The organism is Paenibacillus sp. FSL K6-2862 (assembly GCF_038005125.1).
Classification (GTDB): Bacteria; Bacillota; Bacilli; order Paenibacillales; family Paenibacillaceae; genus Paenibacillus; species Paenibacillus illinoisensis_A.
Window position 1 is genome coordinate 6,596,603 of sequence record NZ_JBBOSN010000001.1, and the last position, 12,346, is coordinate 6,608,948.

10 protein-coding genes are annotated in these 12,346 nt (G+C 45.7%); 3 read left to right on the top strand and 7 right to left on the bottom strand.

The window, feature by feature from the left end; translation table 11 throughout:
• Positions 1 to 172 precede the first annotated feature (172 nt).
• From rsmG to rpmH, 7 genes are all read right to left on the bottom strand, one after another.
• Positions 173 to 898 (bottom strand): 16S rRNA (guanine(527)-N(7))-methyltransferase RsmG, encoded by a 726-nt coding sequence (gene rsmG, locus MHB82_RS29815; protein WP_095362183.1) that lies wholly within the window; start codon positions 896 to 898, stop codon positions 173 to 175.
• Complete coding sequence (mnmG, locus tag MHB82_RS29820) at positions 898 to 2,787, bottom strand: tRNA uridine-5-carboxymethylaminomethyl(34) synthesis enzyme MnmG (RefSeq protein WP_095362182.1); 1,890 nt, start codon at positions 2,785 to 2,787, stop codon at positions 898 to 900. The genes rsmG and mnmG overlap by 1 nt, the downstream gene beginning before the upstream one ends.
• Positions 2,788 to 3,003: 216 nt before the next feature.
• Positions 3,004 to 4,380, bottom strand: coding sequence for a tRNA uridine-5-carboxymethylaminomethyl(34) synthesis GTPase MnmE (mnmE, locus tag MHB82_RS29825; RefSeq protein WP_095362181.1), 1,377 nt, complete (start codon positions 4,378 to 4,380; stop codon positions 3,004 to 3,006).
• 148 nt (positions 4,381 to 4,528) lie between these two features.
• Positions 4,529 to 5,230 carry an RNA-binding cell elongation regulator Jag/EloR gene (gene jag, locus MHB82_RS29830; protein WP_095293511.1) on the bottom strand — a complete coding sequence of 234 codons (702 nt, stop codon included), beginning with the start codon at positions 5,228 to 5,230 and terminating at the stop codon, positions 4,529 to 4,531.
• Positions 5,227 to 6,105, bottom strand: a complete 879-nt coding sequence (locus tag MHB82_RS29835; protein ID WP_095362179.1) for a YidC/Oxa1 family membrane protein insertase — start codon at positions 6,103 to 6,105, stop codon at positions 5,227 to 5,229. The genes jag and MHB82_RS29835 overlap by 4 nt, the downstream gene beginning before the upstream one ends.
• Positions 6,106 to 6,179: 74 nt before the next feature.
• The gene (gene rnpA, locus MHB82_RS29840; RefSeq protein ID WP_095362178.1) at positions 6,180 to 6,530 is read right to left on the bottom strand and encodes a ribonuclease P protein component; all 351 of its coding nucleotides are present in this window, start codon (positions 6,528 to 6,530) and stop codon (positions 6,180 to 6,182) included.
• 279 nt (positions 6,531 to 6,809) lie between these two features.
• Entirely contained in the window at positions 6,810 to 6,944 is a 135-nt protein-coding gene (rpmH, locus tag MHB82_RS29845) for a 50S ribosomal protein L34 (RefSeq protein WP_024629517.1), read from the bottom strand.
• 802 nt (positions 6,945 to 7,746) lie between these two features.
• On the opposite strand from rpmH, the gene MHB82_RS29850 reads away from it, so the two are divergent.
• The 3 genes from MHB82_RS29850 (at position 7,747) to gntK (ending at position 11,604) form a co-directional block, all read left to right on the top strand.
• On the top strand, positions 7,747 to 8,421 hold the full coding sequence (locus MHB82_RS29850; protein ID WP_341176558.1) for a GntR family transcriptional regulator: 675 nt from the start codon (positions 7,747 to 7,749) through the stop codon (positions 8,419 to 8,421).
• A gap of 210 nt (positions 8,422 to 8,631) precedes the next feature.
• Positions 8,632 to 9,993 carry a GntP family permease gene (locus MHB82_RS29855; RefSeq protein ID WP_341176559.1) on the top strand — a complete coding sequence of 454 codons (1,362 nt, stop codon included), beginning with the start codon at positions 8,632 to 8,634 and terminating at the stop codon, positions 9,991 to 9,993.
• Between the two features lie 63 nt (positions 9,994 to 10,056).
• On the top strand, positions 10,057 to 11,604 hold the full coding sequence (gntK, locus tag MHB82_RS29860; protein ID WP_341176560.1) for a gluconokinase: 1,548 nt from the start codon (positions 10,057 to 10,059) through the stop codon (positions 11,602 to 11,604).
• Positions 11,605 to 12,346: the final 742 nt, after the last annotated feature.

The following is a 12,346-nucleotide window of genomic DNA, read 5'->3' on the forward strand; positions in this document are numbered from 1 at the left end:
AATTTTGAAATGATACCCGCTTTGTAATATGTATCTGAAATGAAAAAAAGGATGTTTCACGTGAAACATCCTCTTCGATATTTTTCTAGTCTGACTTACTAATTGGCACGACTAATTACTTTATAATCCGCCCATAAAGTAAGCAAAGTTTATGGGTTTACCCAGCATTGATTTACTGTACCAATGGTGTCTTGAGTGGAGTACCCGGTTTACGAGGATATTTGTGAGGCGTTTTATCAAACTTTTGTATCAAGATGATATGACGCGCCGACTCTTCAACTGGCAGCTGGAATGGATGAACTGCTTTTACTCGTCCTCTCAGCTGGTTGAAGCTAAATTCTGCTTCCTTCATTTCTTCACGAGGATCTCCGCCTTTCATTGCGGCAAACATCCCACCTTTGCGAACAAAAGGCAAGCAGAATTCATTCAGCACTGCCAGCTTAGCTACTGCGCGCGCAGTAACCAGATCGTAGCTGTCCCGATATCCTTCTTTGCGCCCCAGCTCCTCTGCCCGGCCATGAATTAATTCAACCTCGGTTAGACCGAGTGTATCCACGACATGCTGCAGAAAGCCAATGCGTTTGTTGAGCGAATCAATAATGGTCAGCTTCATATGCGGGAAGCATATCTTGAGCGGAATACCGGGAAAGCCTGCTCCAGATCCAATATCCGCAAGCTTTTCCACTTTGGTCATATCCGTATAGAAGGCCAGAGATACCGAGTCATAAAAATGCTTCGTATACACCTGTTCCCGTTCCGTTATCCCTGTCAGGTTCATCTTTTCATTCCAGGAAACCAGCTGCTGAAAATACAGTTCGAACTGCTCCAGCTGAAGTTCATCAAGATCCAAACCATGCTCTTTCAGTCGAAGCTGCAATTGCTGTTGAATATCGTCCATTATTGTCCCCTTGCTGCGGTTACACGGTTATAATGCTCCAAGTAGACGAGCAGAATGGAAATGTCCGCAGGAGTTACCCCAGCAATCCGGGAAGCCTGCCCAATTGAAATGGGACGGATCTTGGATAGTTTTTGCTTCGCTTCCATAGCCAGACCATGAACATCATTGTACTCAATCGTGTCCGGAATTTTCTTTTTCTCCATCTTTTGCAAACGTTCCACGTGGATCAATTGTTTCTCAATATAACCTGCATATTTAATTTGAATCTCTACTTGTTCCTTCATATCTGCTGTCAGTTCCACCTCAGAAGGTGAGACCTGTTCAACCCATTCATACGTAAGTTCCGGACGACGCAATAGGGTAAGCAGTGTGCTTCCATCCTGAATTGGAGTCGAGCCAAACTCTTCAAGCTTCGGATTCACATCCACAGGACGTGCCTTTGCCGCTTTTAGTCGTTCAACTTCTGCATCTACTTTAGCCTTCTTGTCGAGGAATTTAGCATAACGCTCTTCTGAAACCAGACCAATATCATGACCAATTTCAGTCAAACGCAGATCTGCGTTATCATGGCGAAGCAGCAAACGATACTCGGCACGTGATGTGAGCAAACGATAAGGCTCATTTGTTCCCTTCGTCACCAGATCATCAATCAACACGCCAATATAGCCTTGGGAACGATCCAAAATAACAGGCTCTTTGCCTTGCACTTTGCGTGCTGCGTTAATCCCAGCCATGATCCCCTGTCCTGCCGCTTCTTCATAACCGGAAGTACCATTGATTTGTCCGGCCGTGAACAGACCTGGCAGACGTTTTGTTTCAAGTGAGGGCCAGAGCTGTGTAGGTACCATCGCATCATATTCAATGGCATATCCATTACGCATCATTTCCACTTTTTCCATTCCGGGAATTGAGCGAAGGACAGCAAGTTGAACATCTTCCGGCAGACTGGTGGATAGTCCTTGTACATAATACTCAGATGTATTTTTGCCTTCTGGCTCCAGGAAGATCTGATGTTTCGGCTTATCGCTGAAACGAACAATTTTGTCTTCAATGGATGGGCAGTAACGCGGTCCCGTACCTTCAATGACACCCGAGAACATTGGTGCACGATGCAGGTTATCATTAATGATCTGATGGGTTTCAACTGAAGTGTAGGTCAACCAACATGGCAGCTGTTCATTTTCAGAAGACTCTGTCTCATACGAAAAGAACTTCGGCTCATCATCGCCAGGCTGAATTTCCGTTTTGCTGAAATCAATTGTATCCTTATGCACACGAGGTGGCGTACCTGTTTTGAAACGAACCAGATCGAATCCAAGTTCCCGCAAATGCTCGGACAATTTGAGTGAAGGCTGTTGGTTGTTCGGTCCACTTTCGTACATCAATTCACCCATAATGACTTTACCGCGCAGATAAGTGCCTGTAGTCAAAACAACAGCTTGGGCACGATACTCTGTACCCGTCTGAGTCACGACCCCCACACATTTCCCGTCTTCGACGATCAAGCGATCCACCATGCCTTGACGCATAGTGAGGTTGCGCTCATTCTCCATCGTTTCTTTCATTTTATGCTGATAAGAGAACTTGTCTGCCTGAGCACGCAGAGCGTGAACCGCAGGACCTTTCCCAGTGTTGAGCATTCTCATCTGAATAAACGTCTTATCGATATTCCGTCCCATCTCACCGCCAAGCGCATCAATTTCGCGCACAACATGTCCTTTAGCCGGTCCCCCAATGGATGGGTTACAAGGCATAAATGCCACCATATCCAGATTTATTGTAATCATCAGTGTTTTGGAACCCATACGGGCTGCAGCCAATGCCGATTCCACACCCGCATGTCCCGCACCAACGACAATTACATCATAGCTGCCGCCATCAAAAGCCATTCTTGTTTACCTCCTTATGCCGCAGCATGTTTGAACCTCATGCCCACGGTCTATTGTAAAAAAATTGAATGCTCTCCCTATTCGGTCAGGGGACATTCCGATCTATATCAAGCCATCAAGTCTGTGATTCCTTCAGACGTCATTGCCATGTTGACCATTCACAAGAAATGGACTTCATTATCATACTACTTTTCACAGGAAGTATGTTTGTTCATTTTACTTTCCTAGACAGAACTGGGAGAAAATCTGGTCAATCAATGCATCATGTGCTGTATCGCCCACAATCTCACCAAGGTGCTCCCACGCCAGACGTACATCAATCTGAATCATGTCAATTGGAATAAGCTGTTCAGCGGCCTCATATGCGTCAATCAGGGACTGTTTTGCCTTTTTGAGCAAAGCAATATGACGCACATTGCTGACATACGTCAAGTCAGCCGATTCCAGCTTGCCGCTGAAGAACAAGGTGGAAATGGCATCTTCCAGACGATCAACACCCAGATCATCCTTCACTGACATCGGAACAAGGCGCTCTTCCGGAATGTAGCGAAGCAAAATGTCGCGGTCTGCCTGCGGAGCTAAGTCCATTTTATTCATAATGATAATTGATTGTCTACCGCGGATTTGTTCCAGTAATTCGATCTCATCCTCATGCAATGGTTCTGCCGCATTGATCACCATCAACAACAGATCTGCCTCTGCTACTGCGGAGCGGGACCGTTCTACCCCGATTCTCTCGACAACGTCCATCGTTTCCCGAATGCCGGCTGTATCCAGTAGCTTGAGCGGTATGTTGTTAATCGTTACAAATTCCTCAATGACGTCACGTGTTGTTCCCGGAATATCCGTTACAATAGCCCGATTATCCTGAGCGAGTGCATTCAGCAAAGAGGATTTTCCTACGTTTGGCCGCCCTACAATCGCGGTCGTAATTCCTTCACGTAGTATCTTGCCCTGTTCTGCCGTTACCAGCAATTTATCAATTTCAGTCATGACCAGACTGGATTTTTCTTTAATAAAATCAGCAGTTAAGGACTCCACATCATGCTCGGGATAGTCAATATTCACTTCGATATGAGCCAGCGTTTCCACCAGCGTATGTCTCAGATCACGCAGTTTGGACGAGAGCTTTCCCTCAACTTGTTTGAGTGCTACCGAGAATGCTCTATCCGACTTGGAACGAATGAGATCCATAACGCCTTCCGCCTGTGACAGATCTATCCGCCCATTCAGGAAAGCACGCTTCGTGAATTCACCCGGCTCTGCAAGGCGAATATTGAGCTGAAGTAGGAGATCCAGAACCCGCTTCACTGAGACTACTCCACCATGAGCACTAATCTCAACCACATCTTCTGTCGTAAACGAACGAGGTGCCCGCATTACCGTAACCAGTACTTCTTCAATCTTCTCCCCACTGCCAGGTTCTATGATATGACCGTAGTGAACTGTATGAGATGCTGCTTGGGTCAAAGGGGTTTTACTACGGAAAATTTTCTCCGTCTCCGATACTGCATCCGGACCGCTGACCCGGATAACTGCTATGCCCGCTTCCCCAACAGCCGTGGATATCGCTGTGATCGTATCACTGATCATCGTTATCTCTCCCTGCTCTATTTTAAAATGGTTTTCCTTACGGACCACATGTGAATTTCACTTTATAAGTTCTCACCAATATACTTATCTACGAAAAAAGCAATGGCTTCTGCACCGGGCAGGAAGCCATTGCGTCTTCAATTTCGTGTTATTTCGTCATGATGACCACACGCCGATTGGGCTCTTCGCCCTTACTGTACGTCTTAATCTGCGGGTGGTTTTGCAGTTTCGCATGAATGACTTTGCGTTCGAGTGGAGGCATCGGCTCCAGAACAACTTCCTTGCCAGAACGGATCGCTTGTCCAGCCAGACGTTCAGCCAGATCCTCAAGCGTCTTCCGGCGGCGTTGGCGGAAATTCTCCGCATCCAGTACAATTCGAACGAAACTTTCCGAATAACGGTTAGCTACAATGTTCGTTAGATATTGAAGTGCATCGAGAGTCTGTCCACGTCTGCCAATAATCATGCCAAGATCTTCCCCGGCAATATTGAAGATATGTCCATCCCGCTGCTTTTTGATATCCACTTCAACATCCAGTCCCATACCTGCTGCTACTTCTTTTAAGAAAGCAGCCGCTTCCTCATAGGGATTTTTAGCTGCGACATCCTCAAGTTTAGCTTCAACCTGAGGTACATGTGCGGCCGGTTCGACCCGCTGTGGTACAGCTTCGGGCACAGGCAGAAGTTTCACTTCAACTTTCGCCGCCTTTACCCCGATCAAACCCAGGAATCCTTTTGACGGCTGCTCTAACACTTGTATCTCGACCTTGTCCCGGCTCACGCCAAGCTCAGCCAATCCTTGGTTTACAGCATCTTCAACGGTTTTTCCTGACGCAATGACTTTGGTCATTTCGATTTTTTGGCCCCTTTCGACCCTTTTCCAGAGACGGTTGCCTTGCCACCGTTTTTGCGTTTAGCTCCATTTTTGGAGGAACTATTCTGCTTCACGTTGACTTCAGCCACGACTTTATCATTATTCCGGTAAAGGAAATAGTTTTGCACGATCGTGTAGATGTTACTGTAGAACCAGTACAGCGGAAGTGCTGACGGGAACTGGTAGGACATCACGAAGATCAAGATAGGGTAAACCCACAGCATGAACTGCATTGGTCCAACCTGTTGTGCAGGATTCATACGCATCATCATCCATGTTTGTACAAATGTTGTGATGGCAGCCAGCACAGGCAGTATAAACAGGTGATCCGGTTCCCCGAGCTGGAGCCACAAGAAATCATGGGTTCTCAGACTGGAGTTTCCGTAAATTGAGTTATAAAGTGCGATGTAAATCGGCATCTGAATGATAAGCGGTAGACAACCCGCCATCGGATTAACTTTGTTCTCCTGAAACAACTTCATCGTTTCTTGCTGAACTTTCTCAGGTGTATCTTTATACTTGGCTTGAATCTCCTTCAACTGCGGCTGAATTGCCTGCATGGCTTTGGAGCTGCGGACCTGCTTCATTGTTAGTGGCAAAATCAACGTCCGCACAATCAGCACCATGACTAGGACAGCTAGTCCATATTCACCGTTAAACCAGTTGGCGAATGTATCGAGCGCCAGTGAGAACCAGTACACAACATTGCTTTGCCAGAATGAGCCACTATTCTTCAGATCTTCCGTAGTAACCCCGGCTCCTTGTGGAGTACATCCGGCGAGTACAGTGACCATTGCAATGACTGCAATGAGGAGAATCCACTTCCCCTTTGATGTCTTCAATCGCGACACTTCATAACCCCTCTCTTAACCATTCCATTCCACCGTAAATCATACCATAATTAGGAGGACAAATAAACCGAAGCTTACCGTTTGTTAGGCTTAAGAAGAGCCGCTTTGCGCATGACGTGCAGCAGACTTTTCTCCATTTCCTGATAGGTCATGTCCAGCGCACCTTTTCTCACGATAAAGATCAGGTCCATCTGTGTGACAATCTCATTTTCATGGTGCCTTATAATTTCCTTAATCATGCGTCTCATCCGGTTTCGTACGACAGCGTTTCCGATTTTCTTGCTGCATGATACACCTACCCGGAATTGCTCCGTATCTTTACGGCGGCAGCCATACACCACAAATTGATGATTGGCAAAAGATTTCCCATACCGGTATACGCGGCTAAAGTCCGCCCGGTTTCGCAAACGCAGTCTTTTATACACGGCGCTTCTCCTTGCTGTTCTCCACCATCCATATTGACGGAGGCCTCATTACTGATTTAGTATAGGCTTTCTTGAATAACGGTAAACTGTTCTAACGACAACTTCATTATATATAAGGAAACTTTTTTAAAAATTTCGTGACGGATTAGATCCTTTTTCAATAAAGAAATAGACACTTTCGCCCTTTTCGCAGCCAATTCAGACCCGATATATATCAGCATCCAGTCTGAAATGACTCATTTAAGAAAAAAAAGACCACCTCGGTGGTCTTCTCATGCATTAAGCACTCAGGACTTTACGGCCTTTCAGGCGACGTGCAGCCAAAACTTTACGGCCGTTGCTCGTGCTCATTCTTTTCCGGAAACCATGAACTTTTTTACGTTTGCTTACGTTCGGTTTGAATGTAGGTCTCAATGTATTGCACCTCCTTACAAGGAAATACTTATGTGATGAATCATTTTCATCTTCACAGAAAACACCTTTATACATTTAACCACGTACACCTGGAAAAGTCAACTCTAACCCACTTCGCTTCTCCCTCTTTTTATAACCCTTTCCAGCCTGCCCCTCAGAGCTCGTAACACTTATGCAGATTTTGATTTGAACAAAATAATTTTTGAAGCGAAAAAAGTTATCCCCAACAAGCCTCGATCTGTCACTTTATCCATCACTCCAACGGTTATCCACACCCCGATTTGGACCTCTCGCTCGTCTCTTACTCTCCACTTCATTAACCAGAAGTTATTCACATGTGGATAACGAATTCAATTTGTTTTTATTCGTATCGCAGCTTTCCTTTATACATCATTTTCCTTCTACTGAAGGCGACGAATTCTCTAATTATTTTCTCAACTTATGTAGCACATTTATTGAATATTGGACCTTGGTTAAAATTTAATGTATCCGCTTTAATTTGAAGGTTTACAAGCTTTCAAGAAAGGTGTAGGATAAAAATCACATCTTGTATACAAGTATACCTAAGTATTCATGAAGAGAATATTGCATTACTTAACACTCTTTTTGATTTACAAAAGTACTGAACTTCGGCTCTTTGAAAACGGTATTAGGAAAGTAAGTTAAGGACTTCCACTTCTTAATCAGGCAGCATGCAAACTGTAAAAAGTTTATGCTATGATCAGTGTACAGGTCCACCTGAGATGGATTACCGAGTACTGGACCTAGAGAACTGATTACTTGAATAGGAGCGTTAGCCATTATGTTGTTTCCTTCTTCCTGGCTGCAGGGAGCTTCCCGCGGGGAAGCCATCGCCTGCGAATTAAGGCTGCGCATCATCAGTGGAACCCTGCGTCCTGGAGAGATTTTGTCTGAAAATCGAATTGCCGCTGATTTTGACAGCAGTCGTTCACCTGTCCGCGAAGCCCTAAGAACACTGTCGAATGAAGGACTGATTCGGCTTGAACGGATGGGTGTCGTTGTTCTTGGACTGAAAATCAGGGATGTTGAAGAGCTGTACGACGTCCGTTTTTTAATTGAAAGCTTTGTCCAGCAGCGACTAGCAGGGTCTGTTCCCGAGCAGTTGATTACTTCGCTTCGTAATATACTGGACAAAATGGAGCTGGCAGGTCGACATCAGGATGCCGTCGAGTTTGCTTTTCAGGATCTGACTTTCCATGAGACCATTATTGAGTCAGCTGAGCATTCCCGTATTTCACATTTATGGAGAAGCATTCGTTATGTGGTCATGACAGTTATGCTGCTAACAACCCGCAGGGTGTTTGATCAGGGCGATCCAAAAGTAAGCGCTGTAATTCAAAAACACCGATTGCTGATTGAAGCACTAGAGTCAGGTGACAAAGCATCCATTCAGGCCGGCGTGCGTACCTACTTTCAAGATTCCGGCAAAACCCTGCATGAGAGCTTCGACTCCTGATAATGTCAGAAAGTTTCTGTTTTCGACTTTGGTTTAATTAATGACCACTGTCTGCAATCACATCCAATTGGATGGATTGTCATCTAAGTTGTCGACAAGTATACAAAATGCGATTTAGTTTCAATTTTTGGGCATATTAAAGGGAGACAAACTTCCCTGACGGAAAATTCACTTGTAAGCGTTTATATTCAATACAAAGGAGCATACATCATGAGCACTCTTTTTGGACTATCCCATAATGCAACATTGTTGGTGTGGACATTGATTGCGATCGTATTTCTGATCGTGTTGATCTCCAAATATAAATGGAATCCCTTCGTTACCCTTTTAATATCCGCTTTAATGCTTGGTCTTCTTGCCGGTATGAAACCCGCCGATGTGATCTCTTCCATTACAGGTGGACTCGGCGGTACGCTTGGAACCATAGCCATTGTCATCGGGCTTGGCACGATGCTGGGTAAGATGATGGCTGAATCCGGCGGTGCCGAGCGCATTGCAACTACATTGGTCGATCGCTTTGGTGTTAAACGTGTGCACTGGGCCATGATGATCGTTGGATTTATCGTAGGTATCCCTGTCTTCTTCGAAGTTGGCGTGATTCTGCTGATTCCGATCATTTTCACCGTTGCACGTAAAACCAATATGTCTCTTCTGCAGATCGGGATTCCAATTTTGGCCGGTCTGTCGACTGTACATGGTCTGGTTCCACCACATCCGGCTCCTATGATCGCTATTGATGCATTCAACGCGGATTTGGGGAAAACCATTTTGTACTCCCTTATTGTTGGTATTCCGACAGCGATTATCGCAGGTCCTTTGTTCGGTAAGTTTATCGGCAAAAGAATACACACGGAACCGCCAGCGGAGCTGGCAGAGCAGTTCGCAACGAAGAAAAACGCCAATCTTCCAGGGTTCGGCATTACCCTGTTTACGATTTTGCTGCCAGTCATCCTTATGCTAATTGGCTCCATCGCCAATATCGTAGATCCCAATGCCACAAGTGCCTTTACGGTCTTTTGTGAGTTTATCGGGCATGAGATTATTGCCCTGTTGATATCCGTTGTGTTTGCCCTCTTTTCGCTCGGTTTCGCACGGGGATTTACCAAACACGACATTTCCCGTTTCACCAGTGAATGTCTGGCGCCTACGGCGACCATCATCCTCATTATTGGTGGGGGCGGCGCGTTTAAACAGGTCTTGATTAATAGCGGTGTCGGCAATGCGATTGCAGAAGTTGCCACTCACGCCAATATCAACGTCATCTTGTTTGCTTGGCTGGTTGCTGCTCTGATCCGGGTAGCTACAGGCTCGGCAACGGTTGCTATGACAACGGCTGCCGGTATCGTTGCTCCGGTTCTTGCATTGACTCCGGGAGCAAATATTGAGCTGGTTGTACTTGCTACTGGTGCTGGATCACTTGTATTGTCCCATGTGAATGACGCGGGCTTCTGGATGATTAAGGAGTTCTTTAATATGAGCGTCTCCCAGACACTGAAAACGTGGACCGTTATGGAAACACTACTATCCGTTGTCGGACTGATCTTTATTTTGCTGCTGAGTACCGTGATCTAAGAAAAGACTGCATCTATTAGAAGCTAAATTTTACTGTATCAAGGGAAAGAAGGATTACACCAAATGAAAAAATATATGATTGGCATGGATATCGGGACCACCAGCACCAAATCCGTATTATTTACGGAGCAAGGTGAGGTTGTGAGCACTTCCACTCAGGAATATCCTCTATATACACCTGCTCCTGATGTAGCTGAGCAGGATCCCGAGGAAATTGTACAAGCAGCTATTCGCTCCGTACGTGGAGTCATGGATCAGAGTGGCGTGAGTGCAGGACAAATCATGTTTTTGTCCTGCAGCTCTGCCATGCACAGTCTGATTGCCATGGATCAGGATCATAAGCCGCTGACTCGCTGCATCACGTGGGCAGATAACCGCAGTGCAGCCTGGTCAGCCCATTTACAGGAGAGTGGGCAAGGTCATCAGATCTATTTGCGCACGGGCACACCGATCCATCCCATGTCTCCCCTAACCAAACTCATGTGGCTGCGCCATGATGAACCAGACCTTTTTCAGCGCACAGCCAAGTTCATCTCGATTAAAGAATATCTGTTCTTCCGTTTGTTCGGACAATATATTGTGGATCATTCCATCGCCTCCTGCACTGGTCTTCTCAACCTGGAACAACTGGATTGGGATACGGAAGCGCTGGAGGTTGCAGGAATCACACCTAGCCATCTCTCGAAGCTTGTTCCTACGACATATACTATAGAGGGAATGGACACCGAATGTGCAGAGAAAATGGGGCTCTCCCCCTCTACTCCTTTTGTGATTGGCGCAAGTGACGGAGTGCTATCCAATCTCGGCGTAAATGCCATCGAGCCTGGAGTCGTGGCAGCAACCATTGGTACCAGTGGTGCCATTCGTACGGTCGTTAATCGCCCTGTTACCGATCCCAAAGGACGGACCTTCTGTTATGCCCTCACGGAGGACCTCTGGGTCGTGGGTGGGCCTGTGAATAACGGTGGCATGCTATTTCGCTGGGTACGTGACGAATTTGCAGCATCAGAAGTGGAAACAGCAAAAAGGCTAGGCATCAATTCATATGACGTCCTCACCAAAATTGCTGAGCGAGTCAGCCCAGGCTCTGAAGGATTACTGTTCCATCCTTATTTGTCAGGAGAGCGTGCCCCATTATGGAATCCGGATGCTCGTGGTTCTTTCTTTGGTTTAACCCTCCATCATCAGAAAGAGCATATGATTCGTGCTGTACTGGAAGGGGTCATTTTCAACCTGTATACGGTCTTGCTGGCCATGGAAGAACAGATCGGGCAACCGACCTCCATTCAGGCTACCGGCGGATTTGCACGTTCCCCTCTCTGGCGTCAGATGATGTCCGATATTTTCAATCAGGAGGTCGTCGTCCCCGAGAGCTTCGAAAGCTCCTGTCTGGGTGCCGTCGTCCTCGGTCTGTATGCTACAGGGCGAATCAAGTCACTTCATGCAGTCTCTTCTATGGTGGGGACAACACACAGACATACCCCTGTTAGAGAAAACGCAGCAATTTACCGGGAACTGCTCCCGATTTTCATTCGCATCTCGCGCAAACTTGAAGAGGAATATGCGGATATTGCAGCATTCCAACGTAAATTGCCCTTAAGAACCAAGTAACGCTTCCCTCATTGAATCACCAAAAAAAGAGGTTGTTCACTTAGACCACGCGCTGGCCTTAAGGAACAACCTCTTTTTTATCCATTTATTTGATTCAATCTATTGCTCCCCATCCGGCATTTACGCCAAATTTTATGACTACCTTCCCCTATCCAGCCAGCGCTTTAACTGACCTCTTTTTAGTGTTAATCAGCTTGTCTGCTTCTATTATCATTGCAGCGAACCTCTGCTTATTGCATACAACCCCAAATGAGGTTAAAGAGGTTAATTCAACAGATCCCCAAAACCACCATTCTGAATTCGTGGTTATCCACAGATGTGTTATTCACAGCTCAGGAGTCATTTTACACACAATTTAGCGATTTTCGACGAACAACCTGTGTATAAAACATTTTGGACTTTTGGGTCATCCTGTCGAAAATTAAACAATTTATAAACAATATATTGTGTTGTGATTAAAAATTATACACAAGTTATTGAATTTGTGGATAAAATCTCGCGATACGTTGAAATGCGGGGCTTCTTTTGCTATGATTGTATTACTTTTGGATGTGAATATGTGATCTGACCCATAATATTATCAACAGCCTGTGGATAAAGTTGTGAACAATTTTCCGTTGTTCATTCTTTTTTTGTTTTCGACCTGCGGGGGTTTGGGGATAAATTCTACAATATATCTCGTATTTCGACACTGCATCATGGCTTAAGCCACACTTGGAACATGTAAAAGGAGTGACAGTCT